Genomic DNA, 26,124 nt, shown 5'->3' on the forward strand with positions numbered 1-26,124 from the left:
AAAAATGTGAGTCCGCCATGAAGCAGAATTCCGCCACGGAAACAGAAACAACCAGTGCACCGATCCTGCGCCGCACCCCCAGCCAGAGCCGGGCGCAGGAAAAGATTCGTCGCATTGCTGAATGCGCCACGGCGCTGATCGCCGCCAAAGGCAGCGACAGTCTCAAGATGAGTGAGATCGCCCAGCAGGCCAGCATCTCAATTGGCGCGCTCTATCAGTATTTTCCTGATAAAAGCGCCCTGATCCGCTACCTGTTTGAAAGCTGCAATGCACAATCGCGCCAGTGCATCGAGGAAGGTCTTGCAGCGGCCCATTCTGCCGACGAGCTGATTGTCGCGTTCAATGCATTGATCGATGAATATCTGGCACTGATGCGTCAGGAACCGGCAATGTGCGACATCTGGTCGGCCACGCAGACCGACAAGTCCCTGTCAAAACTGGAAATTGCCGAAAGCAGGCAGAATGGTCAGTTTCTTGCTGATACGATCCGCCGGATTGCCCCCGGCAAGGTGTCCGCGCAACTGGACGAGACTGCTTTCCTCCTGATGCATTTTGGCGAATCCACCATGCGCGTCGCCGTCGACGTTTCAGAAGAGGAAAGCAAGACGCTGATAGAGGCCTATAAAGTAATGGCCACGCGCAGCTTGCGAGGCCTCTTGGCAGGATGACGCGCAATATCGCCCGGTCCGATCAGTTTCGTTGCGTTAATATGTCAGCATTGCTGATGGATCTGTTCGTTTCGGCAACACATTTTTGCGAAATCCAGCAATTGCCGATGAAATCACAATCCTTCTGTTGCGCTTCCTGCGCCGATGGGACATAGAAAATCCGCAAAACCGGACGCGCCCGGTGCCGGTTAACAGAGCCTGCCATCTATGGAGATCTATCATGGCATTTCTCGCCGACGCCCTTTCTCGTGTAAAGCCATCTGCGACCATCGCGGTCAGCCAGAAAGCACGTGAGCTGAAAGCCAAGGGCAAGGACGTGATTGGTCTCGGTGCGGGCGAGCCCGACTTCGACACGCCCACGAATATCAAGCAGGCTGCCATCGACGCGATCAATCGCGGTGAAACGAAGTACACGCCCGTTGCGGGTATTCCTGAACTGCGTCAGGCCATCGTTGCCAAGTTCAAGCGTGAAAACGGTCTCGACTACAAGCCGGAACAGGTCATCGTCGGCACTGGCGGCAAGCAGATTCTGTTCAACGCCTTCATGGCGACGCTGAACCCCGGTGATGAAGTCATCGTCCCTGCCCCTTACTGGGTCAGCTATCCTGAAATGGTAGCGATCAACGGCGGCAACCCGGTTTTCATTAACACGAAGATCGAAGACAATTTCAAGCTGACCGCCGCCGATCTGGAAAAGGCCATCACGCCCAAGACCAAGTGGCTGATCTTCAACTCGCCATCGAACCCGACCGGCGCGGCTTATACGGAAACAGAGCTCAAGGCCTTGACCGACGTTCTGGTTCGTCACCCGCATGTCTGGATCCTGACTGACGACATGTATGAGCATCTGGTCTATGGCGATTTCGTCTTCACGACGCCTGCTCAGGTCGAGCCTTCGCTTTACGACCGCACGCTCACCATGAACGGCGTGTCGAAGGCCTATGCCATGACCGGCTGGCGTATCGGCTATGCGGCAGGACCGCTGCAGCTCATCAAGGCCATGGATATGGTGCAGGGTCAGCAGACCTCGGGCGCCTGCTCCATCGCACAGTGGGCCGCAGTCGAAGCACTCAACGGCACCCAGGATTTCATTCCGGAAAACAAGAAAATCTTCCAGGCCCGTCGCGATCTGGTCGTGTCGATGCTCAATCAGGCCAAAGGCATCAAGTGCCCGACACCGGAAGGTGCGTTCTACGTCTATCCGTCCTGTGCTGACCTCATCGGCAAGAAGACGGAAGCCGGCAAGGTCATCGAGAGCGACGAAGACTTCGTCACCGAACTGCTGGAAGCTGAAGGCGTCGCCGTCGTTCACGGTTCGGCTTTCGGTCTTGGACCAAACTTCCGCATTTCCTATGCAACGTCGGACGCGCTTCTCGAAGAAGCCTGCACGCGCATCCAGCGCTTCTGTGCCAGCCTGCGCTAAACAAAACAAAATGGAATGACGAAGGGGCCGAAAGGCCCCTTTTTCGTTTCTGTATTTCTGACAAAAAGAGGCGGCTTGGCAAAAAGTCAAAAAAAAAGCCAGACAAATGTCTGGCTTTGAGTTTTGAAGGTGCCTTTGAGGCAAACCTCCAGAGGGGAACACTCAGCCTGCGCAAATGGGAGGAGGAAACGCAACGCTGAGATGATCTTTATATGCCTGTTGCCCATTGTTTTTGCAATGCGACTTTAGCGCAATGCAGCTATGCATTTTACGCATGACTAGATTGAATAAGAAACTATTTTAAAAACAAAAGCTTACAGCGAATTGAATTACTTCGTAATATTATAATGTGCAAATTAGCCGCCTAAAGCATGAGCATCGGCAAAACAACGATGCCTCCAAATTTGGCAAATCGCCCTTTCTGAGTCGCCCAAAGCAGATGTCACGCAACTGTCACGGCTATGCAGCGGGCCTGTCACACAACGCGCCTAAAAGCCCCCGCAAGACGCCGCGCATGACGCGCCCGGCGGATGTGCAGCGCGCGAAAAGTGCTGCGACAATAGACAGACCCGAGAAGGATCGTAGCCGTGCGGATCGTTCAGATTACAGATACCCACCTCAGCCCCATCAAGCCGCACTTCAATCGCAACTGGGAACCGCTCGTTGCCTGGATCGATCAGCAAAAGCCCGATCTCGTCATTCACACTGGTGACCTGACCGTCGATGGCGCAGACGTAGAGGCTGACCTTCTGTTCTGCCGCGCCTGCCTGAACGAGCTTCCGGCGCGTGTTCTCAGTCTTCCGGGCAATCACGATATCGGCCATCTTCCCGAAAGCCACCAGCCGGTCAATCCGCAGCGCCTGATGCGCTGGCGTCGTCATATCGGTCCGGACCGCTGGGCGGAAAATTTCGGCAACTGGCGCATCATCGGCCTCAACAGTCTCGTCATCGGCTCCGGTGAAGCCGAAGAAGCGGAACAGTTCCAGTGGCTCGAAGACGAATTGAAGAACAGCGATGGCAAGCCCGTCGCCGTCTTCGCCCACAAGCCGCTCTTCGTGGACGATCCCGATGAAGGCGACAGCGGCTACTGGGGCATTCGCCCTGCCCCGCGCCAACGTCTCTATGATCTCTTCGCTCAGTATAATGTGCAGCTTCATGCCAGCGGCCACCTGCACCGGGCCTGGTCGGGCGACGCCTTCGGAACGAAGTATGTCTGGGCGCCTGCCGCAGCCTTCATCGTCGGGCCGATGGAACGCGATCTCCCCGGCGAACGTATCCTCGGAGCCGCCATTCACGATCTCGATGAAGTTGCCACAAGCAGCATTGTCCGCATTGATGAGTTGACGCCCTATGTCATCGATGACGTGGTGCATGAAGTCTATCCGCACCACGCTGGTGAGGGCGAGAAAGTCGCTGAGGAGGCAAGCCAGTGAGCACGCTCGTCCTTCGCGACATCGGCAAATCCTACGGGGGCAATCGCATTCTCGATGGCATTTCCATCGAAGCAGCAGAAGGCGAATTCATCGCCCTCGTCGGCCCGTCGGGCTGCGGCAAGAGCACATTGCTGCGTATTCTCGCCGGTCTCGACCATGCGGATGAAGGAAGCGTGGAGCTTGCAGGGCGTAACATAACCGGCGCCCACCCTGCCGACCGCAACATCGCCATGGTGTTCCAGTCCTACGCGCTCTACCCTCACCTGACGACGGCGCAGAACATCGCGGTGCCGCTTGCAATGCGTGATCTGACCGCCGTGGAACGCCTGCCAATGATCGGCGCTTTCATTCCCGGCCAGCGCAGGAAGCGCGCCGCCATCCAGAAGCAGGTCAGGGCAACCGCAACAAGCCTCAAGATCGACCATCTGCTCGACCGCAAGCCGGGCCAGATGTCCGGCGGCCAGCGCCAGCGCGTGGCCCTTGCCCGCGCGCTCGTCCGCCAGCCCGGTGCATTCCTGATGGATGAACCATTGTCGAACCTCGATGCCAATCTGCGTGTTCACACCCGTGCGGAAATCGTCGAATTGCATCGCCGCGCCGGTGTCCCGACCATCTATGTGACCCACGACCAGGCCGAAGCGCTCAGCATGGCCGACCGCGTTGCAGTGATGATGGGCGGAAAACTGCTGCAGATCGACACGCCAACCGCAATCTATAACGATCCGCGCCATATCGAGGTCGCACAGTTCATCGGCACACCACGCATCAATATTCTGGAAGCATTGGTCAGCGATAACGGCGTGGTGCATTTTGCCGGTCGCCCCATCCTGCAGGACGTCGCCGCCCATTCCGGCACCAATATCCGCATCGGCATTCGTCCTGAGCATTTTCAGCTCAAGCCGCATGACAAGACAGGCATTGCGGGCACGGTATCGCGGATCGAATTTCTCGGCTCGGAAGTACTGGTCTATCTCACGGCTCCCGGCGCCTCACAAGATCTCACTGTGAAGCTCACACCCGAACAAGCCCGTGACATTGTCGTCGGCCTGCCGGTGGGCCTGCATTTCGATGCCAGCCACGCCCACCTCTTCGGAGAAGATGGTTTGCGCCTGCGCCAGCCCGCCGGGAACATCGTCGAACCTGCATCGCCGGCAAAGGCTGCCGCTCATGTCTGATTTTACGCTATCCGGCCCTGCAGCCACCAGCGCGCGCACGGCGGCTGATGAAGCCCGTCGTCGCGAAGAAAGGCTGGCCTGGAAACTGGCAGCTCCAGCCATCATTCTGACGGTTCTGCTGATTCTCCTGCCGACAGCCGCCGTCATTTTCTGGAGCCTGACCAATTTCGAGCTTGGCTATGACGGTTTCGAATTCATCGGACTGGAAAACTACGCCGAACTCTTCAGCGACCGGACGTTTCTGGTCTCTCTGAAGAACACTGCCATCTATACCGCGATCGTGGCACCGGCCTCCGTCTTTCTCGGCCTCGGCGTGGCCCTCCTCATCGAAGGTGAAGTTCGCGGCAAATCCTTCTTCCGCACGGTCTATTTCCTGCCGGTCGCTTCGCTCCTCGTCGCCATGGCAACCGTCTGGCAATATCTGCTGCATCCGACACTCGGCCCCGTCAATGCCATGCTGGGCATGATCGGTATTGCCGGTCCCAATTGGCTTGGTTCCAGTGACACGGTTCTGACCAGCCTTGCGATGATCGGCGTATGGCAGAGCGTCGGCTTCAACATGGTGCTGTTTCTAGCCGGGCTCACCGCCATTCCGCGAGAACTCTATTCCGCAGCCGAAGTGGACGGCGTGAAAAACAGCTGGGAACGCTTCCGGCTGGTCACATGGCCCCTGCTCGGACCCACCACGCTTTTCGTCACGACGATCAGCATCATCAATGCCGTGAAGGTGTTCGAGACGGTCAAGACGCTGACCGAAGGCGGCCCGAACAAGGCATCAGAAGTCCTGCTCTGGACCATCTATCAGGAAGGCTTCGTCTATCTACGGGTCGGCTATGCCTCGGCAATGACGGTGATCTTTCTCGCAGTTCTCGTGATCCTGATGATGTTGCAGTTCCGCGTGCTGGACCGCCGCACCCATTACTGAGGAAACCCGGATGACATTGGCTCGTTCTTTCCGTCTTGGCATTCTTTCACTGGGTGCCCTGCTTTTTCTCGCGCCCTATATCTTCATGCTGTCGACGGCGGCAAAGTCGCAGCAGGATATTTTCTCGTCCTCCCTGTCGCTGATCCCGCACAACTGGGCACTCCTGGATAATCTTGCCAAGGCATTCAGCCATGTGCCGATGGGGCTCTTGCTGTTCAACGGCGTAGTCGTCTGCGCGCTCATTCTGGTCATTCAGGTCGTGGTCGCCATTCCCTGCGCCTATGCCATGGCAAAGCTCAATTTCCGCGGCCAGCGCACCATGATGATGATGGTCATGCTCGGCCTGCTCGTGCCGATCCATGCCACCGCATTGCCCTTCTATGTCGGCTTCAATCAGCTCGGCGTGCTCAACAGCTATTTTGCTCTCAGTGCTCCGTTCTTCATCTCTGTCTTCGGCATATTCCTGTTTCTGCAGTTCTTCCGCGCCATGCCGGATGATCTCATCAGCGCCGCGCGTCTCGACGGCATGTCAGAGGCGGGCATCGTCATGCGGGTGATCGTGCCCAATGCCTGGCCCGCCATCACCGCCTTCTCGATCTTCTCGGTGGTTGCGCACTGGAACGATCTGTTCTGGCCGCTGATCGTCATCAACGGCATGGAGCGCGCCACACCACCATTAGGCCTCCTCTATTTCCGCGCTGCGGAAGCAGGCGACGATTATGGGGCATTGATGGCGGCAACCCTCATCATCACGCTGCCGCTGCTGCTTGCGTTTCTTGCCGCCCAGCGCCGCTTCATCGAAGGCATCACCCTCACCGGCCTCAAGGGCTGAATTCTTCCCTCCCATCCTCCACAGGAGTTCAAACATGAAACGCTTTTCCGGTGCACTCGCCGCTCTGGCTATGGCAACAGGCCTCGGCTCGCCCGCCTTTGCCGAAACGACGCTGAATGTGCACTATCCGATGCCAGGCTTTTTCAAGGATGTCATGGCTGACATCTCTGGAAAGTTCATGGCAGAAAATCCGGACATCAAGATCAACTTCGTCAGCCCCTCGGCAACCTACGAAGAAGGCATCCAGACGATCATGCGTCAGGCCGGAACGTCGGAAATGCCCGATATCACCTTCACCGGTTTGAACCGCCTGCGCGTATTGGCCGAGCGCAACATCGGCGTCGACATGAAGCCGCTGGTCGAAAAAGAAACCGACATGAAAGCACAAGGCTTCACTGATCACCTGTTGAGCCTCGCCCGTGTCGGCGACCGTCAGGTTGGTCTTGCTTTCGCGACCTCCAACCCGATCATGTATTACAATGCCGATCTGGTTAAGGCTGCAGGCGGCAATCCCGACACGCCTCCAACCACCTGGGATGAAGTGATCGAGCTCGGCGGCAAGATCAAGGCACTCGGCAACGGCAATCAGGGTATCGACTTCCGCTGGCAGGGCGACGACTGGATGTTCTCAGCCCTTCTGTTCGGCGCAGGCGGCACCATGCTGACCGAAGACGAGAAGAAGGTTGCTTTCGACGGACCGGAAGGGCTTGAAGCCTTCAAGCTGGTTGATCGCATGGTCAAGGAAGGCGGCATGCCGGTTCTGACCAAGGCAGCGGGTGAGCAGGCTTTCGCGGCTGGCAAAGTCGGCTTCTCGTTCCAGACGACTGGCGCGCTGCGCAACACGATCAAGAATGTCGGCGACAAGTTCGATCTTCGTACCGCGAAAATTCCTCTTATCAATGCTGAAAAGGGTCGCCTGCCAACCGGCGGCAATGCCGTTGTTATCCTGACAGAAGATCAGGCCAAGCAGGATGCGGCATGGAAATTCGCCAAGTTCGCTGCTGGACCTTACGGCGCTTCCGTCGTCGTTCCCGGCACCGGCTATGTGCCGAACAACGAACTGGCTGCAAAGTCCGACGAATATCTCGGCAAATTCTACGCGGAAAATCCGTTGTTCAAAGCCGGTCTCAGCCAGATGTCACTGATGATCCCGTGGTATGCCTTCCCAGGTTCGAACGGCGTGAAGGTGACGCAAACCATCGTGGACAATCTTTCGCGCGTCGTTGAGCAATCCGCCACGCCGGAAGACGCCCTTGCCGATGCATCCAAGGAAGTGCAGCGCCTGCTGCCACGCAAATAACCAGCCATCGCCATAAGCAAAAAGGCCGCGCTGGCGATCAGCGCGGCCTTTTTTATGAACAGTAAGATACGATCAATAGGTCCAGTTGCGGGCCTTCGAGAACAGGAAGTCGCGGAAAGCGTGCAGTTTCGCAGAGTTCTTCAAGGCTTCCGGATAGCAGAAGAACGTATCGAAGGACGGTATTTCTTCCAGTTCCGGCAGAAGCTGCACCAGCCCGGATTCCTTGTCGGCCATATAATCGGGCAGAACGGCGATGCCGACGCCACGCTGCACAGCGCGACGGATCGACAGCAGATTGTTCACCTGCAACGCGGGAATGCGCGTGCTACCATCGGCACGCCCGGCAATCTCCAGCCAGTTTAGGCCTGTCAGATAGCTTGGCGCCGGTTCACCGAAAGTCACGACACGATGCTGATCGATCTCATCGATCGAATTCAGCTTGCCATATTTTGAAACATAACCTGCCGACGCATAGACATGCATATGCACCGTGAACAGCCGGCGCTGGATCAGGTCTGGCTGCTGCGGCTGCCGCAACCGGATGGCACAATCCGCATGACGCATCGTCAGGTCCAGTTCCTCATTGTCGAGGATCAGCTGCAGCTGGATATCGGGATAAAGCTCGACAAATTCCTGAATCCGCTCGATCAGCCAGCCGGAGCCAAGACCAACAGTCGTCGTCACGCGGAGACGGCCTGTCGGCTTTTCCTTGCTCTCGGCAAGCTTCGAACGAACATTCTCAAGCTTCATCAGCACGTCATGCGCCGTGCGATAAAGCGTTTCGCCCTGCTCCGTCAAAATGAGCCCGCGGGCATGACGATGAAACAGCGGGACGCCGACATCCTGCTCCAGCGCGCTCACCTGACGCGAGATAGCCGATTGCGACAGATGCAATGTCTGGGCTGCGTGGGTGAACGACCCAGCCTCAGCCGCAGCATGAAAAATGCGCAGTTTATCCCAGTCGAGCGGAGCGACCACGATTATCCCCTCTCATTGTTTTCACCGCATTCACCTTACGCAAAACCGCCTCACACTTTTGGCTTGGAAATGCTTTACTCCGCAGCTTCGTGCAGCGGTTCCTGTGCGGCAAGCCAGCGCTCGGCTTCCAGAGCAGCCATGCAACCCAAACCGGCGGCAGTCACAGCCTGCCGATAAATATCGTCCGTGACGTCGCCCGCAGCAAAAATGCCCGGAACGTCGGTAGCCGTCGAATCGGGTGCAGTCCACAGATAGCCGTTCGGCTTCTGCTTGAGCTTGCCCTCGAACAAAGAAACCGCAGGTGCGTGGCCGATAGCGACAAAAACACCGTGCGTGTCGAGTTCCTGCGTCTCGCCCGTCACGACATTCTTGAGGCGTACGCCGGTCACAGTTGCGCCCATCGGCGGCTTTGCCTCGGTGCCAAGGATTTCATCGATCACGCTGTTCCAGACCACCGAGACGTTCTGGCGCGAAAGCAGACGATCCTGCATGATCTTCTCTGCACGGAAGCCATCGCGGCGATGCACGACCGTCACGCTCTTGGCGATATGGGAAAGATAAAGCGCTTCCTCAACAGCGGTATTGCCACCGCCGACAACGACCACATCCTTGCCGCGATAGAAGAAACCGTCACAGGTCGCGCAAGCAGAAACGCCACCGCCCATGAAGGTCTGCTCGCTGTCGAGGCCAAGCCACTTGGCCTGTGCACCGGTGGCGATAATCAGGGCATCGCAGGTATAGATCGTGCCGGAATCACCCTTCAGGCGGAAAGGACGCACCGTGGTTTCAACCTCGGTAATAATGTCATGGACGATTTCGGAGCCGACATTTTCCGCTTGCTTTGCCATCTGTTCCATCATCCATGGCCCCTGCACCGGATCGGCGTAGCCCGGATAATTTTCCACATCGGTGGTGATCATCAGCTGACCACCCTGCTGGAGACCGGCAATGATGAGTGGTTTCAGCATGGCGCGAGCAGCATAAATCGCAGCGGTATAACCAGCAGGACCTGAGCCGATGACTATGACTGGCGCGTGACGCTGTGACATGAAGTTCTCTCCGGTCCCGGAACGTCTTGATCTGATTGATCCAGATCAGCGCTCCACATGTTTGTTTTCACATGTACCTTGTCCAAAATGTTCCACACTTTGGGGGTACTCTAAAATCGATTTAAAGCGGCGGGTTCCGGCTCACCAGAATCGCTTTCGCGCCTGTTTGGCCAATGCCCCGACATTATGGCCAAGGTAGGTCTGCCCCTCAATGTTTGCAAGGTTCCACAGGGATTTGCTGTGCTTTAGCCACAGCTTGTGACCTTTAAGCAAAGCCTTTGACAGCCAGCGCATTGCGGGTGGATCGATCTCACGCTAAACAATGGAAAATTTGCCTAACCTCGGAGCCGTCCGCCATTTATAAGACAGTCGCCAATATCTGTGCGCGTTTCGGCCTCCTCATGGCGGTAGCCATGCTTCTGCCTGCAGCAATCGACCTGCGCGACGGAAGTGACGACTGGCTGATCTTCGTGCGTTCAGCTGCGGCAACCGGCGCGCTCTCCGCCCTGATTCTGCTGGCCACCCAGAACCAGACGATGCGCTTCACCCCGCGCCTTGGCTTTCTGCTGACGGCGTGCCTCTGGCTGACAGCGAGTTTTCTGGGTTCGATACCGCTTTATTTCTCGCATTTGCCGATCAGCTATGCGACGGCCTTCTTCGAGGCCATGTCGGGCGTCACGTCAACCGGCGCGACCGCGCTGACCGGGCTCGACAACATGCAGCGCGGCATTCTCCTGTGGCGCTCGCTTCTCTGCTGGATCGGGGGTATCGGCTTCATCGGTTTGGCTCTGTTGATGCTGCCGTCCCTGCGGGCGGGCGGGTTGGCGCTCTTCCATATGGAGAATTCCGACAAGTCGGAAAAAATTCTCCCGCGCATGAACCAGATCGCGCTCGGCATCGTGCTGGCCTATCTCAGCCTGACCGCCGCCTGCATCATTGCTTATTTTGCCGTCGGCATGAGCATGTTCGACGCCATCAACCACGGCTTTACGACGATTGCGACAGCAGGCTTTTCCACTCACGACAGCTCCATCGGCTTTTATCAGGGAAACCGCCCGCTCCTGGTCGTGTCCACGATCTTCATGGCCCTCTCGGCCCTGCCCTTCGTGCTCTATATCAAGGCCTTCATGCCACGCCGCATGGAATCGCTTGTCGACCCGCAGGTGAAACTGTTCTTCACGATCGCAATCAGCTTCAGCTTTGCACTCGCGGTGGTTCTGCGACTTGGGTCCGATGTGCCTTTCGGCGACGCGCTGATCTCGGCTTCGTTTCATTTTGTCTCGGTCATGACGACAACAGGCTATGCCACGGAAGACTATTTCCTGTGGGGACCACCGGCGATTGGAATTTTCTTTCTCGCTTCATTTCTGGGTGGCTGCGCCGGGTCTACATCAGGCGGCATCAAGATGAACCGCCTCATCATCCTTTGGAGCTTGACGCGCGCCAATCTTGCCCGGCTCATCATGCCACATGCTGTCATCAAGATCCGCTACGGCAGCTCGGAAGTTTCCGGCGAAATCGCACAGAACGTGCTTCTCTACCTGTTCCTCTACTGCGCCTCGCTGATTATAGGCGCGGTGCTGCTTGCTTCACTGGGCCTCGACTTCGTGTCGGCCTTCACTGGCGCGCTGACTGCCCTCTCCAATATCGGCCCCGGCTTTGGCGACACCATTGGCCCCGTCGGCAACTTTTCCACCATTCACGACCCGGCATTGTGGGTCCTTTCCTTCCTGATGCTGGCAGGGCGTCTGGAGCTCGTTACCGTGTATATCCTGTTCACTCGCACTTTTTGGGTGCGTTGACAGAACGTTAGGCAGTTTACATCCGCCCGTTTCATTTGATATGAGCAGGATTAGATTGCGCCACGATGGCGACGAATGTTCTATAATTACCCCGGAATGAAATTTCCTTGCGCGCGGAGTTACGCATGCCGATCAAGGCCGATCTGGATGAAATCGATTGGAAAATCCTTCGGGAGCTCCAGAATAACGGGCGCATCACCAATGTCGAGCTGGCCGAACGCGTCGGTATTTCGGCTCCGCCCTGCCTGCGCCGTGTGCGCAAGCTGGAAGAAAGCGGCGTTATCCGGGGCTATCGGGCCATTCTGAATGGCAATTCCCTTGGACAGGATTTGGTCGCTTTCTGTTCGGTTGGCCTCCATCGCCAGGCAGATGCCGACCTCAAGGCTTTTGCCGAGAAATCCAAGCAGTGGCCTCTGGTACGCCGCGCCTGGATGGTTTCGGGCGAGTCCGATTTCCTGCTCCATTGCGTCGCGCGCGATCTCAACACGTTCCAGACCTTCGTGATCGAGGAACTGACCGCCGCTCCCAATGTGGATTCCGTGCGCACCGCGCTGACCATTCGTCCGGTCAAGGACGAACCGCTGATGATTCTCTGATATTTCGACGGTTTGCGCCGGGAATTATACCAGGTCTGGATGAGCTTGCCTCATCAAGACCTGGTTAAGCCCGTGCGGTGATTGAGCATTTTCAGGGCGTGATGCGTCAGCATTGCAGCGCCCTGTCATTACTTGTTACTTCCCGGCGAATACGCGTTCGTAGACAGCGCTGATGGCAGCTGCTTCCTTTTCGAGCGGAAAAGTCGCGCGAACATGCCTGAGAGCATTCTCGCCATCGCGTTCCGCCAGAGCCGGATCTGCCAGATAAGGTTCGATAGCCTTGCGCAGGGCATCTCCGTCACCGGCCGCAACCGATGTTCCGGTGCCTTCCACGATCATTTCCGCATAGGCACCCGCATCGCTGGCAACGACTGCCGTTTGCGACGCCATGGCTTCAAGCGGTGTCAGCCCGAAACCTTCATTGCGCGAAGGCGCAACATAAAGCGTCAGGCGGCGATACCAGACGCGGATATCCGGCACTTCCCCCAGAATGAGGATACGGTCCTGCAAACCGGCAGCGGCGATCTTCGCCTTCAGCGCATCCTCGAAAGACTGGTGTTCTGCAGTCGTGCGTCCGGTGATAATGGCCGTCCAGCCCGGATATTGCGGCAACAGCGCAATCATCGCATCGACGAAAAGGTCCGTTCCCTTGGAGGAACGCACGCGACCGAAGCAACCGACAGCATATTTTCCGGGCAGGCCCGACGCCGCGAAACTGTCCTCATCGCCGACAGGCGGATGGAAACGCTGCAGATCCACCCCATGCATGATGACCTGATGCGGGACTTCGAGAAAGCTTCCCGAGCGACCACTCGTTGCAATCACCGCATTCATGCGGCGGATGAGCCATTTGGTAAACGGCTTGTGGTCTCGCTGTGCAGCTGAGGTAAAGATCAGCCTCAGTTTCATGCGCAGCACATCACGCATGAAAATACCGGCGAGCATTTCAATATTGCGCCGCGCGTGCCAGATACGGAACGGTTTCGTAGCAGGCTTTGACCAGAAGGACCAAAGAGCGCTCCATCCCAGATGCGGAAGCGTATCCGGCAGGCCCGGCCCCATCGTCGCAATGTTCAACCCCTTTGCGCGCTGCAAGGGGATCAGCTGAACGATTGTCGATGTGACACCGGAGAGGCGGCGCTTGAAATTCGGCGCCACCACCTCAACGTCCTGAACCCGAACCGGTCCGGAATCTGGCTTATGCACGGACACGGAAATCAGACGAACTTCAAACCGACGATTTCGTAGGAACGCGAACCGCCCGGTGCGTTGACTTCAATCGTATCGCCTTCGCCCTTGCCGATCAGCGCACGCGCAATCGGCGATGAAATGGAGATGCGGCCTTCCTTCACATCGGCTTCCTGATCGCCGACGATCTGGTAGACCTTCTCTTCTTCCGTATCCTCGTCGATCATGGTGACGGTGGCACCGAACTTGATGCGATCACCCGACAGCTTCGAGACATCGATAATCTCGGCGCGCGCGACCAGATCTTCCAGTTCGTTGATACGACCTTCATTCAGGCTCTGGGCTTCTTTCGCAGCATGATATTCGGCATTTTCCGACAGATCGCCATGCGCACGTGCTTCGGCGATCGCCTCAATAATCCGAGGGCGCTCCGATTGCTGACGCCAGCGCAGCTCTTCCTTGAGCTTTTCGAAACCGCCAGGGGTCATAGGGAACTTTTCCATACCCAGTCCTTTCCTTCGTCCGGTACTCACCTCTCCCCGAGGTCCTGCACGCACCGGCATCTTGATTTGCCCGCCTCACCTCGCGCAATGCTTGGATAGTGCGAGGCGCTTTTCGAAGGCCAACCAGCCTCCGACACACAAAAAGAAAACGGTCACCGAAACATCTGCCTCGGAACCGTTCGAATAACCGTTCACAGAACTATAGCATTTCCATCAACCATTTCACGCGGAAAAATATGTCTCTGTCAACTGTGCCCTTAAGCGGCACCTATTGCGCGTTAACCGGCCAGCTCGCGGGCCACTTCTCTGGGCCTCCGGCATAATTGCCATCGCAATCGCCTTTTGAACGTTCCTGCACCAGAACGAAACGCAACCGGCCCTCGCCGCTGTCAGTAGCTTTCCAGACATCGTAAATGCCGCAATCTCCAAGCCCTCTCCCCTTGAAGAAGGCCGTCAGCGTCAAGGTTTTCTGGGCCCAGTCGATGTTCCATGCCGTGTCGGTCACAGTCGGGCCATCGTCGGAAATGGTCGGTAGCGAGATCGGCACAGTCTTGTTTTCGTAGCGGCTGTAGAAGGCATAAGGCTGATTGTAGGCGCCCGGCGATCCGCATGGCAGGCCAATAAGATCGAGGCCATCGGCAATCTTCGTCTCGAAACCGCCTGCATTGCGGAACGTGCCGGGGCTTGCCCCGCCACAGACCGCCGCCTCGTCGGAAAAATCCTTGCGGATGTCAGCCGGTATCTGCTCGACCGTTTCGATCAGCTTGAGCTGTGGCGGAACAGGCGCCGGTTTGCTGCCCTTGACCTGCAATGCCTCGACAGTTCCGTCGCGCGATTGCTGTTCGTCCACATAGATCAGCCCGCCGACAAGGCCCGAAAGCGAATAGGTCGAGGTCTTTCCGGCAAATTTCAGCTGCAGTTTCTGACCGTTCTTCATCCCGTCGAGCGCCTTGACCACATCGCCCGTATAATCCAGCTGATCGTCCTGCGCCTTCAAAGCCGAGACATCGACATCGAGCAGTGTTTGACCGTCGATGGAAATCTCCAACTTGCCAGTTTTCTGCGATGGATCGACATAGGAAAGCCGGAGTAGCGGCTTCGAGCCTGACTGGCTGCTGCGAAAGATGCCAAGCCCCGGCGCGCCATCGCTTGCGACCGGCGTAAGAGTCAAAGTGCAGTTTTGCGCGAAATCGCACAGAACCAGCGTGTCGCGAACCTTCTTGAAAGCAGCCTGCGATTCCCCACCCGCCAGAAACAGCAGCGTTGTGGCAATCAATGCCACAACAGCGGGTTGACGTTTCAAAGAGAGCATAAAACACTCCGTCAGTAAGAAATCGCTCTAATTATAATCAGACTATGCATGAATGTCGCAGAATCGGAAGTTCCCTTGCCGCCTGCCCATAATATTGCCTATAGCATGACGACCGGGAAAGGCTGAAAAGCGTCCGGTTTCTCTTTCTGCAATGACATATCCCGAACCGAGGTAATGATGACGCGCGTACAGGCCAATATGCTGCTGCTTCTGGCAGGCGTCATCTGGGGCATGGGTTTCGTCGCCCAATCGACGGCAATGGCCAGTATCGGCCCGTTTCTGTTCATCGGTATCCGCTCGGCAATCGCCGCCCTTACTGTCCTGCCATGGGCCGTAGCCGAGGGCCGTCGGGCGAAGACCAGCCTGAGCCGCTCGAACTATCTCTTCTTCATGTTCATCGGACTGAGCCTGTTTACCGGGCTTGTTCTCCAGCAGATCGGGCTCATCACCACATCCGTCACCAATGCCGGTTTTCTGACCGGGCTCTATGTCGTCATGGTGCCAGTGCTTGGCGTCGTCCTGTTTCGCACTTGGCCGCATCCCGTCGTCTGGCCGAGTGCGGCGGCATGTCTGGCAGGCATATTCCTGCTTTCCGGCGGAACGTTGACTGCGCTCAAGCAAGGTGACTGGCTGGTCATTTGCGGCGCGGTCTTCTGGGCCTTGCAGGTGGTCTTGATCAGCAGGGCAAACCGTGCAGGACGGCCGATAACACTGAGCTGCATCCAGTTCGCAACCAGCGCCTTCGCAGGCCTTGCTATCGCCTCCATGATCGAAGACTTCAACTGGACGGCCATCGCACTCACCTGGAAGGAAATTCTTTTCACCGGCGTCTTCTCGTCCGGCATTGCCTTCACCTTGCAGGCCATAGGACAGCGCTATACGACTTCCGCACAGGCCGCGATCTTCCTGTCGTCGGAAGCGCTTTTTGCGGCCCTTTTCGGTGCGCTCTTCCTCGGCGAGCGGGTGACCTTCATCGGCTTTATCGGCTGCGGACTGATCTTCGCCGCCATGATGGCGGTGGAACTCATTCCCATGTTCTGGAAACGCAAGTCGGCTCTTGTTCCTGAACCTGCCGAGTAAAGTGCGTCAGAGCCTGAACCAAAATGGTGATTTTCGAGTACCGGAGCGGAGTGTACTTTTGGGTACATGAGCACCGGCACGCAGATAATTGCCATTTGCAGCCACACAGGTCGACTTTTGGAACAGGCTCTACCCCTTGAAGATAAGAGCTGCCCCACCTGCTATGAACGCAAAGCCCAGTAGATGGTGCCAGGTAAAGGCTTCCTTGAGATAGAACACCGAGAACAGGCTGAAGATCACCAGCGTGATCACTTCCTGAATGGTCTTCAGCTGCGCCGCCGAATAGACCTCGTGCCCGATGCGGTTGGCCGGAACCGCGAGGCAGTATTCGATCAGAGCGATGCCCCAGCTGATGAAAATGACGGTGACGAGTGGCGTGCTGGTGAATTTCAGATGCCCGTACCAGGCGAATGTCATGAAAACGTTCGAGCCGATGAGAAGCAGGATCGGCAGGACGCTTGGCGAAATCAGTGCTGACATGGAAATGACTTCAGGGACCGGGAGGATGTTGTCGGCGGCATGGCCCGAAACCGCTGCATGGTGATAGAACAAAGGCGGCATTTTGCCAATCCTGCGCGCTGGAGCGCGTTTCACTCCAGCCGGTTTATGCTCTGGCCGCTGCCCTGATTACGCCACAGCACTTAACGCGAGCGCTGACTCTTCCTTTACGCTTCCAAGCTAATATTCGTGGAACGCCATCGGTCTGGTCTCCTGAAGAAAAGGTATGGACATGAGTTCTGCGTTGTCCGCCACCGCTCCAGTCAGCCGCCAGCGCTCCCGGTTGCGAAGTCTGGCCCCAACAATATCCCTCGCCTTGCTGGCTATCATCGCCGGTTGTTCCGGTGAAAGCGCCCCGCGCCCGCAGGCCAGTGTCGGCAATTCCGACGTGATGGTTCCCGATGCACCGATTGCAAATGCTGCCCCGGTTGTAGACGCACCCGTCATGCAGGAGCCACAGCAAGAACGCATCGTCGGGCTTGCCGAGGAGGAAGAGAACCACGTCACGCAATCCACGCAGCAGAGCCAGCCGCAATATTCCGGCGACTATGGCTTCTCAGCCCCGATTCAAAATCCGGTAACAGCTGCCGAAAACATCTATACGATGTCCAATGCGGAAACCGCCTGCCGCACGCGCCTGAAACGGCTCGGCGTCGTCTTCAAGGAAAAGCCGCCGATCTATCGCAGCAGTGCCTGCCAGATCGCAAATCCCATCGAGGTGTCCGGCTTCAACAGCGGCTCCATCGCGTTCAAACCGGCGGCAACGCTGAACTGTCAGGTGACCGAGGCCTTTGCCCGCTGGATCAAGGGCGACCTGCAACCTGCCTCGCGGATGCGCTATCTGTCCGGCGTGAGCACGATCTATAATGCCGGGGGCTATTCCTGCCGCACCATGAACAGCCGTCGCGGCGCGAAAATGTCGGAACATTCGCGCGGCAACGCCATCGATGTCACCAAGATCGTGCTGAACAACGGCAAGAACATCATGGTGCGCAAGCCGGGCTTCTTCGCCTTCCGCGAAAAGGGCCTGCTCAACAGCGTTCGCTCCGATGCATGCGGCTATTTCTCGACAGTTCTCGGCCCCGGCTATAACCCGGAACATGCCGATCACTTCCATTTCGACCTGATGCAGCGCCGCAGCGGCTATCGCGCTTGCAAATAGAGCATTTCCAGTAAAAGTGCGAAGCGGTTTTGTGTAGGATAATGCGTGAAAACAAATAGATAGAGCGGTTCCAACCACCGGTTTTAACCGGAACCGCTCTAAATAAGCCCGGCACAATGCCGGGCTTGACGATGCTTTATTCCTCCGGCGGCACCGGCGTCGGCTTGCCGTTTTCATCCAGAGAAACCATGACGAATTCGCCATGGGTCACGAGATCCATCTGCTGGGTCAGGTAACGTTGTGCCCAGGCTTCCACCCGCAGCGTGATCGAGCTGCGTCCAACCCGCGTAATCTCGGTATAGACGCAGAGCGCGTCACCGATCTTCACCGGCTTGGCAAAGGACATTTCACGAACCGCTGCTGTCACCACGCGGCCCTTGGCGCGTTCTGCAGCACGAATGCCGGATGCGGAGTCCATCTGCGCCATCACCCAGCCGCCGAAAATATCGAACGCCGCATTCGCATCCTTGGGCATGGCCGGAACGCGCAATGTCAGCATGCCCTTCGGCGCATTGTCAGTATTCATCGAAGTCAGTCCTTAAGTGCTTGAGAGAGTCGCCCTTTAATATGAGACAAGCCCGCCACGAAGAAAAGTACCGCATGAAGCGCTTAAACCGTTAGTGTGAAAGCCGATTTCAAGAGGTCGATATTCATTAATCATGAATTGAAATCGAAAAATCGTGATGCACGTAAATAATAATCTTCATGTTATAAGTAATTAAAGAAAGTATATTAGAGGAATGATATATGAAACTATCGGTTAAGTCCTCCATAGTTACATTAGCACTTCTTGTTTCAACGAATGCTTATGCATCATCGGCAATTGTAACATCGACAATTAATCTTCGCGTCGGCCCGGGCACCCAGTACGGAACCATCGGGGCGATCCCGAATGGCGTTGGCATTACAGTGGCTGGCTGCACCAGCGGTTATGGCTGGTGTCAGGTGACCTATGGCGGCATGACCGGCTGGGCTGCATCGAGCTACATCGCCATTCAGACAGGCAACGGCTACACGACGAACGACAATTTCGGATCGACCGCCGCAGCGGTTGGCATACCGCTCATCGCAGGCATCGCCATCGGTTCGGCACTGGCGGCCAACAGGGGTCCCTATTGGGGACCCGGCTGGGGTCCAGGCCCTTATCGCGGTTGGAACGGTGGCGGCAATGTCTATAATGGCTGCATCGGGCGTAATTGTCAGTCGAACAGGGGACCAGCACGCCCACACTGGACGGACCGTCCCGGCTGGAACGATCATCCCGGTTTTGGCCCCGGCTTCGGGCATGGTTTTGGCCCCGGCCCTCGCATGCGTCTCGGCGGCAGGCTGTAAAGCCGCCTCTGGAACCACACCTCCTGACAACCTTCTGTCAGGAGCATCGCCGGATAGGGTAAGGGTGCGGAGGATTTCACCTTCGCACTCTTTTCATTTGGACGCTGAAAATCCATATTGGGGACATGGCTTCCTCAAAAGACAAACACTCCCAGGATTCGCACGACAAGGCTGGCGGCTTCGGTGAAGCACCACATTCAGGTGGTTTCGGCGAAATGCCTCAGGCCGAACTTTCCGGTGCGCCCCTTTCCGGCCCCATCGCCGGCCCCATCGCCGATTGGGCGAAGGAGATCGGCGACGAGGCTGCGAAACCACGCGCGAAAAACCCAAAACAACCCAAGAAAATTCCTGAGCGCAGCAAGGAAGCGTCGCGCAGCGGGCGCGGCACATCCATGGGTGGCGCTGCATCCGCCAAGGAGCGTGCAGCGGCTGGCCTCAATCCGGTTGCCGGTCTCGACATCAGTCTGGAAGACGCTGCCGGACTGAACCCGACCGGTGCGACCGCGACAGTTCAGGCCCTGTCGGACCTGATTGCCTCCGGCAATCCGCTGTTCAAGAACGGCGAACTCTGGACGCCTCACCGCCCGGCACGTCCGGATAAATCCGAAGGCGGCATCGCCATCGAGATGGAAACCAGTTTCGAACCGTCCGGTGACCAGCCGACGGCTATTCGCGATTTGCTGGAAGGGCTGGACAACGACGACCGCACGCAGGTCCTGCTCGGTGTCACCGGTTCGGGCAAGACCTTCACCATGGCGCAGGTCATCCAGCGGACGCAGCGCCCTGCCCTGATCCTGGCGCCGAACAAGACTTTGGCCGCGCAGCTTTATGGCGAGTTCAAGAGCTTCTTTCCGAACAACGCCGTCGAATATTTCGTTTCCTACTACGATTATTACCAGCCGGAAGCCTATGTGCCGCGCTCGGACACTTATATCGAGAAGGAATCGTCCATCAACGAACAGATCGACCGGATGCGCCACTCGGCCACCCGCGCGCTGCTCGAACGCGACGATGTGATTATCGTCGCTTCCGTATCGTGCATCTACGGTATCGGATCGGTCGAAACCTATACGGCCATGACCTTCGAAATGAAGATCGGGGACCGGCTCGACCAGCGCCAGCTGCTCGCCGATCTCGTGGCCCAGCAATACAAGCGGCAAGACATCAATTTCGTGCGCGGCTCGTTTCGCGTGCGCGGCGACACGATCGAATTGTTCCCGGCTCACTTGGAAGATCGCGCCTGGCGCATTTCGCTTTTCGGCGATGAGATCGAGACCATAACCGAATTTGATCCGCTGACGGGCCAGAAGACGGGCGATCTGAAATCGGTGAAGATTTATGCAAATTCGCACTATGTGACGCCGCGTCCGACCCTCAATCAGGCGATAAAGTCGATCAAGGAAGAGCTGAAGCATCGCCTTGTCGAACTGAACAATGCCGGGCGTCTGCTGGAAGCCCAGCGCCTCGACCAGCGCACGACATTCGATCTCGAAATGCTGGAAGCAACCGGTTCCTGTGCGGGTATCGAAAACTATTCACGCTATCTGACAGGCCGCAACCCCGGCGAGCCGCCTCCGACACTGTTCGAATATATTCCGGACAATGCGCTGGTTTTCATCGACGAAAGCCACGTCACGGTTCCGCAGATCGGCGGCATGTATCGCGGCGACTTCCGCCGTAAGGCAACGCTTGCCGAATATGGTTTCCGCCTGCCATCCTGCATGGACAATCGCCCGCTCCGTTTCGAGGAATGGGACGCCATGCGCCCGCAGACCATTGCTGTTTCGGCAACACCGGGCGGCTGGGAAATGGAAGAAGCTGGCGGCGTGTTCGCAGAACAGGTCATTCGCCCGACCGGGCTGATCGATCCGCCGGTCGAAATCCGCCCTGCCAAGTCGCAGGTTGATGACGTGCTTGGCGAAATTCGTGAAACGGCACAGAAGGGTTACCGTACACTGGTCACGGTGCTGACCAAGCGCATGGCCGAGGACCTGACGGAATATCTGCACGAACAGGGCGTGCGCGTTCGCTACATGCACTCCGACATCGACACGCTGGAGCGTATCGAGATCATTCGCGATCTGCGTCTCGGCGCCTTCGATGTGCTGGTTGGCATCAACCTCCTGCGCGAAGGTCTCGACATTCCGGAATGCGGCTTCGTCGCCATTCTCGATGCCGACAAGGAAGGCTTCCTGCGCTCGGAAACCTCACTGGTTCAGACCATTGGCCGTGCAGCGCGTAACGTTGACGGCAAGGTCATTCTCTACGCCGACAATATTACCGGCTCGATGCAGCGCGCCATGGATGAAACCAGCCGCCGCCGTGAGAAGCAGGTTGCCTATAATGAAGAACACGGCATCACGCCTGCCTCGGTGAAGAAGAATATCTCGGACATCCTCGGCTCAGTTTACGAGCGCGATCATGTCCGCGCGGATATTTCGGGCTTTGCGGAAGAAGGCGCGATGATGGGCAACAATCTTGCCGCCCATCTGGAGCATCTGGAAAAGCAGATGCGCGACGCCGCTGCCGATCTCGACTTCGAAAAGGCCGCGCGCCTGCGCGACGAAATCAAGCGACTGCGTGAGACGGAACTGGCTATTGCCGACGACCCGCTGGCGCGCGAGTTTGAGGCGGGCGATGCAGGTGCAAGCCGCAACAAGGGCAAGCCCACCGGCAATTCACGTTTCCGCAAGCCGGCGCTGGATGAAATGGGCGCTGATACCACGCGCCCGCTCGGCAAGTCGTCTTTGTTCCAGAAGCCATCGCTTGACGATATGGGACCGGGCACCGACATGGCAAAACCGCTCTTCCGCAAGAACACGCTTGATGAGATGACGGTCAAGCGGACCGAAGTGCCAAGTGGCGGCGACGATGCGGCGATCCGCCGTGAGCGCGCAGGCATCGGGTCTTACGAGGACCCTGCCGAAACAGCGCGCAAGAAACGCCGCCCCGGCAAGACAGGCCGACCGGGACGGTGACCGAGATCGTTGATTATGTGTTGGAAGACTTACCGGTCTTCCAACACATCACGAACGGCCATTCGATTTTCTATATTCAGCGGCACTGCCCGCCATTCATAATGCGATAGCCTGCACGGTCGGCTTCGCAACGATTGGGGAAAGTGCGCCTGTCATTACCACGTCGTGCGCAAACAGGCATATATTCCCGCGTACAAGCACCCGCGCCCGGCCTGCCCGGTCTGTTGCCCTGATGCGGCGGACGCATGCCGCCTTCGCCGCCCCATCCCGGACCCGGTCTTGATGAGCACTGGCCATTTGCGATGACGCGATAGCCCTCAGCTCTTGCCTGACAGGAATTGCCGAAGGTCTTGCGCGAAGAACCGCGCGTGGCGCAGACGGGAGCGTAGATCATCGGGCACATCTGCGGCTGCGACGGTCCGGGGCGAATCGGCGGACGATAATCCGGGCCGCCTTCGGCAACACAACCGGCGAGAAGCAGAGCGCCCGCAAGCACAGCCAATTGTCTGAATCGATGAAACTGCATTTTCCTCTCCCTTGTCCGGATAAATCCGATCTGTCCCGGACACTAAAATGGCGCAACCTACGATAAGAGCAAGTCTTTTCGCAAAAGTGCAAAACCTTGCAGACCATATCGACAACCCGCCCATATAGGTTACTTTGGCCGAAGTTGAGGGGCGGAACAGGCAGCATGAATCGTTATCGGCACGGCATAGCATTTATCCTGGCTTCGCAGCTTTTCAGCCTGCCTTCCGGCGTGGCTGCATCCTATGCAGCGAGCGAGCCGAACCCGCCGGTTTATGCGCCGCCTTTACCGCCGGAGAAGAAAGTCCCGACCGTCGGCCGCATCTGCCAGCTCATCGGTGCCAATGCCGACATCCACGGCATCCCGCGCGACTTCTTCGCCCGGCTGATCTGGAAAGAAAGCCGGTTCGATCACAACGCGGTCAGCCCTGTCGGCGCTGAAGGCATTGCGCAGTTCATGCCTTATACTGCTAAGGAGCGTGGGCTTGCCGACCCTTTCGACATAGAACAGGCCATCCCCGCATCGGCGAGTTTCCTGCGCGACCTTAAAGGCGCTTTCGGCAATTGGGGCCTTGCAGCCGCCGCCTATAATGCAGGGGCCGGGCGTGTTTCCAGCTGGATGCGGTCCGGCGGATTTCTGCCGCTCGAAACTGAAAATTACGTGCTGGACATTACCGGCGCGCCTGCCGATGACTTCGCGGCAGGCAAGGAGGTCGTGAACCGCCCGCTCGATCCCAAGCTCGCCTTCGTCGATGCCTGCAAGCGCCTGCCGATCATCCGCAGCGCCACAATTCCGATGTCGCGCGTGAAACCCAAGCCATGGGGCATTCAGGTCGCGGGTAATTTCCGCCGCAGCGCCGCTGCCAATCAATGGGTGCGCCTGCGCAAGCAGTTCAGCGCCGTGCTGGCAGGCCACGATCCCGTCATCAGCCGGATACGGACGCCGATGGGACGCCGTGGCATCTATGCAGTACGCATCGGCGCTAACAGCCGCGGAGAAGCCGACAGCATCTGTGCGAAGCTGCGCGCCGCCGGTGGCGCATGCATAGTTTCGCGCAATCGATGAAAATACCAGGACATATCCGTTTAAATTCGCGATATATTAGGGTTAGCCTGTTCTATTTTGGGATTGAGTCGATGATTTTCTTGAAACAATCGTAAAAAATTCTGACGATACCGGTTCAAAGATAACCAATCATGTTCCCCCCAAAGAATTTGCTTGCCAAATACCGCTTCATAGATCAGTCTCCACCTGTTCGGGCATTTAGCGAACAAATGGAAGACTGGAAGAACGGCGCGCCGGGGCCGCTATAAGTTCCGGGTCGAAGGCTCCCCTTCGGCAATGATCGGTTCCTTCCCAATGTCGAGAACTGCCTGCATAACCCTCTGCCGGGTGTGTGGTGCGCTTGGCAGAATTTGTAATACCACTGTCTCCACAAGAGCAGTGGCGCCAAGGAAAAGGAACGGATCCCATGGCACAGACCGGACTGGTCAAATTCTTCAATACCGAAAAAGGTTTCGGTTTCATCAAGCCGGACGACGGTGGCGCTGACATCTTCGTACACATTTCTGCTGTACAGGCTTCTGGCCTCACTGGCCTCGCAGACAATCAGAAGGTTTCCTACGAGACGGAACCGGATCGTCGCGGCAAAGGCCCGAAGGCCGTGAACATCACCGTTACCGGCTGATCGTTCATAAAAGAACCTACCACTTGCCCCGGCTTTTGCCGGGGTTTTTTATTGCCGGTATGCAACCCTGAACGGATCATCATTCAGGCGCGAAATATTACAGATGCTGCAAGTAATTGACCGGAAACTGACAGCTTTCCATCGCCCTTCACCATTGTTCAGCCTCCATTCATGTCGAAACAGTTAATTAGTTATTCATAAACGATACGTGTGTGCCCGTTCGGCGAGCGTATCGGAGAAATTACAGTCGAGCTTCTGAAGGAGCGAACAATGAACCGATTTGCGAAAACAGCCATTCTGGCAGCGGCATCCCTTGCGGCTGTTGCCGCACCGCTTGCAACAGCATCGGCAGATTCCTGGGGCCGCCATGGCTGGGATCGTGGCGGCTGGGATCGTCCCTACTACCGCGACCGGCATCGCAACCATGGCGACGCCGTTGCCGCAGGTGTGATCGGTCTTGCAGCAGGTGCCCTCATCGGCAGCGCGCTGAGCCAGCCGCAACCGACCTACGTGCAGCCTGCCCCGGTCTATGCACCGCCTCCGCCGCCGCCAGCTTATTACCCGGCAGCCCCGGCTCGTCAGGCGACTTATTATCGCTCAAGCTATGAGCCATGGAGCCGTGGCTGGTACCAGTATTGCGCCGACCGTTACCGGTCATTCAATCCGAATACCGGCACCTATCGCGGTTATGACGGACGTGATCACTTCTGCTCCGCAAATTAAAGCACATCCCGAAAAGTGTGAAACGGTTTTCGGATAAGATGCGCGTCAAAACAAGTAATTAGAGCACCGATCTGCTTCAACCAGATCGGTGCTCCAAAGCAAACCATCCCGAGGAAAAGCCGCCTTTAAAGGCGGCTTTTTTTATGCATATCCGATGTCGTTCAAAAATGGATTGGAGCGCCGTTCATCACCGAACCGACCACCGGGACCATGCCCGCAAATGAAACCGATATCGTCCCCGAGCGGCAGCAGCTTTTCCTTGATGGAGCGAATCAGCGCCGCGTGATCACCGCCTGGCAGATCAGTGCGCCCGACCGAGCCGTTGAAAAGCACATCACCGACTATCGCAAACCGCGCTTCGGGGTTGAAGAACACGACGTGCCCCGGCGCATGGCCCGGCGTGTGGAAGACGTCGAATTCATGCCCGGCGACGGAAACCTTGTCACCTTCGTCCAGCCAGCGGTCCGGCGTAACATTGCGCACGCCTTCAGTGATGCCATATTTTAGGCCGGTCGCTTCCAGATTATCGAGCAGGAACTTATCATCCCTGTGCGGGCCGATAATGTCCACATTCAGGGCTTCCTTGAGATCAAGGGCTGCCGCAGCATGATCGATATGGCCATGCGTGATCCAGATGGCCTCGACATCGATCCCTTGGGAATCAATCGCCTCGCGGATGCGATCCAGGTCACCGCCCGGATCGATCACGACACCCTTCTTGGTCTCGCCATCGAACAGAATGGTGCAATTCTGCTGGAAAGGCGTGACGGGAACGATGATGGCCTGCAATTGCCCCATAGTCTTACTCCACTTGAATAAATAGCGGTCCGGAAGGTGCTTCTGACACAGAGATAGTGTCCTGTGCCCGCCAGGTGAAGCTTTAAATAGATACGGGCGGCTGATAGCCGCCCGTTTTCCCTCTCCAGGATTGTCCGAGGCGCTTTCTCCGAAAAC

The 26,124-nt window shown here is 57.3% G+C and carries 25 protein-coding genes and 1 pseudogene; 17 read left to right on the plus strand and 9 right to left on the minus strand.

Annotated features, from left to right (window positions below):
* Nucleotides 1-17 precede the first annotated feature (17 nt).
* From AAE521_RS20100 to AAE521_RS20135, 8 genes and pseudogenes are all read left to right on the plus strand, one after another.
* Entirely contained in the window at nt 18-668 is a 651-nt protein-coding gene (locus AAE521_RS20100) for a TetR/AcrR family transcriptional regulator (RefSeq protein ID WP_342062236.1), read from the plus strand.
* A 220-nt stretch (nt 669-888) separates the two neighbouring features.
* Nucleotides 889-2,091: a pyridoxal phosphate-dependent aminotransferase gene (locus AAE521_RS20105; protein WP_342062237.1), complete on the plus strand. Its 1,203-nt coding sequence runs from the start codon at nt 889-891 to the stop codon at nt 2,089-2,091.
* Nucleotides 2,092-2,106: 15 nt separating this feature from the next.
* Nucleotides 2,107-2,296, plus strand: a pseudogene (locus AAE521_RS20110) (hypothetical protein).
* 382 nt (nt 2,297-2,678) lie between these two features.
* Complete coding sequence (locus AAE521_RS20115) at nt 2,679-3,524, plus strand: metallophosphoesterase family protein (protein ID WP_342062238.1); 846 nt, start codon at nt 2,679-2,681, stop codon at nt 3,522-3,524.
* Nucleotides 3,521-4,699: an ABC transporter ATP-binding protein gene (locus tag AAE521_RS20120; protein WP_342062239.1), complete on the plus strand. Its 1,179-nt coding sequence runs from the start codon at nt 3,521-3,523 to the stop codon at nt 4,697-4,699. Before AAE521_RS20115 ends, AAE521_RS20120 begins: the two co-directional genes overlap by 4 nt.
* Nucleotides 4,692-5,624, plus strand: a complete 933-nt coding sequence (locus tag AAE521_RS20125) for a carbohydrate ABC transporter permease (protein WP_071633477.1) — start codon at nt 4,692-4,694, stop codon at nt 5,622-5,624. Before AAE521_RS20120 ends, AAE521_RS20125 begins: the two co-directional genes overlap by 8 nt.
* A gap of 10 nt (nt 5,625-5,634) precedes the next feature.
* A complete protein-coding gene (locus tag AAE521_RS20130) occupies nt 5,635-6,456 on the plus strand; it encodes a carbohydrate ABC transporter permease (protein WP_342062240.1) in 822 nt (273 codons plus the stop codon).
* A gap of 34 nt (nt 6,457-6,490) precedes the next feature.
* Complete coding sequence (locus AAE521_RS20135; protein ID WP_342062241.1) at nt 6,491-7,756, plus strand: ABC transporter substrate-binding protein; 1,266 nt, start codon at nt 6,491-6,493, stop codon at nt 7,754-7,756.
* A 72-nt stretch (nt 7,757-7,828) separates the two neighbouring features.
* On the opposite strand, the gene AAE521_RS20140 is transcribed toward AAE521_RS20135, so the two are convergent.
* Both AAE521_RS20140 and trxB read right to left on the minus strand, forming a co-directional pair.
* The gene (locus tag AAE521_RS20140; protein ID WP_010659652.1) at nt 7,829-8,734 is read right to left on the minus strand and encodes a LysR family transcriptional regulator; all 906 of its coding nucleotides are present in this window, start codon (nt 8,732-8,734) and stop codon (nt 7,829-7,831) included.
* A gap of 74 nt (nt 8,735-8,808) precedes the next feature.
* A complete protein-coding gene (gene trxB / locus AAE521_RS20145; protein WP_010659651.1) occupies nt 8,809-9,783 on the minus strand; it encodes a thioredoxin-disulfide reductase in 975 nt (324 codons plus the stop codon).
* 401 nt (nt 9,784-10,184) lie between these two features.
* On the opposite strand from trxB, the gene AAE521_RS20150 reads away from it, so the two are divergent.
* Complete coding sequence (locus tag AAE521_RS20150; protein WP_029376059.1) at nt 10,185-11,585, plus strand: TrkH family potassium uptake protein; 1,401 nt, start codon at nt 10,185-10,187, stop codon at nt 11,583-11,585.
* A gap of 125 nt (nt 11,586-11,710) precedes the next feature.
* Nucleotides 11,711-12,181 (plus strand): Lrp/AsnC family transcriptional regulator, encoded by a 471-nt coding sequence (locus AAE521_RS20155; RefSeq protein ID WP_010659649.1) that lies wholly within the window; start codon nt 11,711-11,713, stop codon nt 12,179-12,181.
* Between the two features lie 135 nt (nt 12,182-12,316).
* Here AAE521_RS20155 and AAE521_RS20160 read toward each other — a convergent pair whose 3' ends face one another.
* The 3 genes from AAE521_RS20160 to AAE521_RS20170 form a co-directional block, all read right to left on the minus strand.
* Entirely contained in the window at nt 12,317-13,387 is a 1,071-nt protein-coding gene (locus AAE521_RS20160; RefSeq protein ID WP_342062242.1) for a glycosyltransferase family 4 protein, read from the minus strand.
* Between the two features lie 11 nt (nt 13,388-13,398).
* Complete coding sequence (greA, locus tag AAE521_RS20165; protein WP_010659647.1) at nt 13,399-13,872, minus strand: transcription elongation factor GreA; 474 nt, start codon at nt 13,870-13,872, stop codon at nt 13,399-13,401.
* A 268-nt stretch (nt 13,873-14,140) separates the two neighbouring features.
* Nucleotides 14,141-15,184, minus strand: coding sequence for a DUF1176 domain-containing protein (locus tag AAE521_RS20170; RefSeq protein WP_342062243.1), 1,044 nt, complete (start codon nt 15,182-15,184; stop codon nt 14,141-14,143).
* Between the two features lie 177 nt (nt 15,185-15,361).
* Here AAE521_RS20170 and AAE521_RS20175 point away from each other — a divergent pair, with 177 nt between their 5' ends.
* A complete protein-coding gene (locus tag AAE521_RS20175; RefSeq protein ID WP_151615506.1) occupies nt 15,362-16,264 on the plus strand; it encodes a DMT family transporter in 903 nt (300 codons plus the stop codon).
* A gap of 129 nt (nt 16,265-16,393) precedes the next feature.
* Here AAE521_RS20175 and AAE521_RS20180 read toward each other — a convergent pair whose 3' ends face one another.
* Nucleotides 16,394-16,744, minus strand: coding sequence for a DMT family protein (locus AAE521_RS20180; protein WP_010659644.1), 351 nt, complete (start codon nt 16,742-16,744; stop codon nt 16,394-16,396).
* A 250-nt stretch (nt 16,745-16,994) separates the two neighbouring features.
* Here AAE521_RS20180 and AAE521_RS20185 point away from each other — a divergent pair, with 250 nt between their 5' ends.
* Nucleotides 16,995-17,924, plus strand: coding sequence for an extensin-like domain-containing protein (locus AAE521_RS20185; protein ID WP_342062244.1), 930 nt, complete (start codon nt 16,995-16,997; stop codon nt 17,922-17,924).
* A 136-nt stretch (nt 17,925-18,060) separates the two neighbouring features.
* On the opposite strand, the gene AAE521_RS20190 is transcribed toward AAE521_RS20185, so the two are convergent.
* Entirely contained in the window at nt 18,061-18,450 is a 390-nt protein-coding gene (locus AAE521_RS20190) for an acyl-CoA thioesterase (protein WP_010659642.1), read from the minus strand.
* A 221-nt stretch (nt 18,451-18,671) separates the two neighbouring features.
* On the opposite strand from AAE521_RS20190, the gene AAE521_RS20195 reads away from it, so the two are divergent.
* Both AAE521_RS20195 and uvrB read left to right on the plus strand, forming a co-directional pair.
* On the plus strand, nt 18,672-19,256 hold the full coding sequence (locus tag AAE521_RS20195) for an SH3 domain-containing protein (protein WP_342062245.1): 585 nt from the start codon (nt 18,672-18,674) through the stop codon (nt 19,254-19,256).
* A 215-nt stretch (nt 19,257-19,471) separates the two neighbouring features.
* Entirely contained in the window at nt 19,472-22,234 is a 2,763-nt protein-coding gene (gene uvrB, locus AAE521_RS20200; protein ID WP_374864807.1) for an excinuclease ABC subunit UvrB, read from the plus strand.
* 76 nt (nt 22,235-22,310) lie between these two features.
* Here uvrB and AAE521_RS20205 read toward each other — a convergent pair whose 3' ends face one another.
* On the minus strand, nt 22,311-22,760 hold the full coding sequence (locus AAE521_RS20205; protein WP_010659639.1) for a Kazal-type serine protease inhibitor family protein: 450 nt from the start codon (nt 22,758-22,760) through the stop codon (nt 22,311-22,313).
* Nucleotides 22,761-22,925: 165 nt separating this feature from the next.
* Here AAE521_RS20205 and AAE521_RS20210 point away from each other — a divergent pair, with 165 nt between their 5' ends.
* The 3 genes from AAE521_RS20210 to AAE521_RS20220 all read left to right on the plus strand — a co-directional run bounded on the left by AAE521_RS20210 (nt 22,926) and on the right by AAE521_RS20220 (nt 25,170).
* On the plus strand, nt 22,926-23,825 hold the full coding sequence (locus AAE521_RS20210) for an SPOR domain-containing protein (RefSeq protein WP_010659638.1): 900 nt from the start codon (nt 22,926-22,928) through the stop codon (nt 23,823-23,825).
* 406 nt (nt 23,826-24,231) lie between these two features.
* On the plus strand, nt 24,232-24,447 hold the full coding sequence (locus AAE521_RS20215; RefSeq protein ID WP_010659637.1) for a cold-shock protein: 216 nt from the start codon (nt 24,232-24,234) through the stop codon (nt 24,445-24,447).
* 270 nt (nt 24,448-24,717) lie between these two features.
* On the plus strand, nt 24,718-25,170 hold the full coding sequence (locus tag AAE521_RS20220; RefSeq protein ID WP_010659636.1) for a BA14K family protein: 453 nt from the start codon (nt 24,718-24,720) through the stop codon (nt 25,168-25,170).
* Nucleotides 25,171-25,311: 141 nt separating this feature from the next.
* On the opposite strand, the gene AAE521_RS20225 is transcribed toward AAE521_RS20220, so the two are convergent.
* Nucleotides 25,312-25,968 carry an MBL fold metallo-hydrolase gene (locus AAE521_RS20225; protein WP_029929127.1) on the minus strand — a complete coding sequence of 219 codons (657 nt, stop codon included), beginning with the start codon at nt 25,966-25,968 and terminating at the stop codon, nt 25,312-25,314.
* Nucleotides 25,969-26,124 lie beyond the last annotated feature (156 nt).

It is taken from the genome of Brucella cytisi, assembly GCF_038433355.1.
In the GTDB taxonomy this organism is placed as follows: domain Bacteria; phylum Pseudomonadota; class Alphaproteobacteria; order Rhizobiales; family Rhizobiaceae; genus Brucella; species Brucella cytisi.